We start from the raw sequence: 1,377 nt of genomic DNA, 5'->3' as shown, positions 1-1,377 counted from the left end.
AGATAACAACTTAATATCACGCAAAACAAACTTATTTAACATAAAATTTACATACATTTTACATTGGGGATAAGTATCAATACAGTATTTTGATTATTAAGACTTTATGCACATACTGTAGTTATCCACAAAGATCGAATATAAATAATACTATGAAAAGAAAGGGGATTATAAGGCGGTTAATAAGACGGAGTGATAAGTCCGGAGAAGAGCATCTCAAAATGTAAGATCAAAACAATTAGTTGAAAAAAGAAGGTGGGGGTCTGTCTGGAATGGTAATTGGCTTTTTTTATCCTGGGATATTCACTGTAGTTTTAACAGGAAAACTTTTAGAGATAAAACCACAAAAGTTTGCAGTAAAGACAATATTAAATACACGGGATGAGTTTCCACAGATTTCTCAGATCGTGGAGTCTTACGTTGTATTGATTAGGCCTCCATCAAGGTTATCCTATCTGCAAGGAGTTCAAACTATTGATGAAGATTTTTGTAAGGATAGGTTGTCAAAACCCTGGATAAATTTTAAACGGACAGGATAGCTCTCAAAGATCAGGCTGATGGAGCAGATTTTTAATTCTACATGTTGGTTTAAAAATTAAAACCAAGTCTCGATCTGGTTTAAAATATAAATAGAACAAGTGTATTGATTCCTTGGAAGAAGATTTAGAAAGATCCAGTATCAAAAAAATAATGAAGCCAGTATTAAAATATAAACAGCCTGGATATTTGCTTTATAAAAATGATATCAGATATCAGATTGACATAGTATAAGTTTTGGCTAAAGCCTTTTTGATCTTTATATTGTAAGCGGGCTAAAGCCCGCTCCTATTGATAAAAAAACTTAAGCCATACTGATCAACAATAATGTGTACTCTTTTCTCTAATAATAGAACCAGCCTAACAGGTTGTGCACTTTTTCAAGGTTTAAGATTATGTGGAAATAAAATTAAGATTACTATGTTTAGATAATTGATAAGATTTCAGTTAAAAGAATATCTCTCGCAGATCGGCAGATTAAGCAGATCTCTGTAATGATTCCTGCAAAAGTAATTTACTACAAGCAGTGTTTGTTAATAAACGGGATTTTAAATTATACATGATGGGTAGTACTTAACCTTCTTATCAATAGCTTGGTCCTTTACCGGATATAGCAGTACAGTAAGTTTCACAACAGTAATGACAGAAAAGAGTTATTATAAGAAAGTCCTGCGCATTTCTGTACAAGACTATATTATATTTTGTTGGTGAGAGTATCTATAATAGCTGAAGGATAAGCGGTCAATGATCAGTTATTTCCCGCATTGCTTATTGCTTATTGCTTATTGCTTATTGCTTATTGCTTATTGCTTATTGCTTATTGCAAATATAAGTTGTTTG

1 protein-coding gene is annotated in these 1,377 nt (G+C 32.0%); it reads left to right on the top strand.

Annotated elements, in window-relative coordinates:
• Window positions 1-242 precede the first annotated feature (242 nt).
• Entirely contained in the window at window positions 243-539 is a 297-nt protein-coding gene (locus tag V6R96_RS20695) for a hypothetical protein (RefSeq protein ID WP_336380098.1), read from the top strand.
• Window positions 540-1,377 lie beyond the last annotated feature (838 nt).

Origin of the sequence: Chryseobacterium sp. CCNWLW53 (assembly GCF_037083525.1) — a bacterium.
Taxonomy (GTDB): Bacteria; Bacteroidota; Bacteroidia; order Flavobacteriales; family Weeksellaceae; genus Chryseobacterium; species Chryseobacterium lathyri.
The sequence above is the reverse complement of the archived record's forward strand: the minus strand, read 5'-3'. Positions and strand labels throughout refer to the sequence as shown.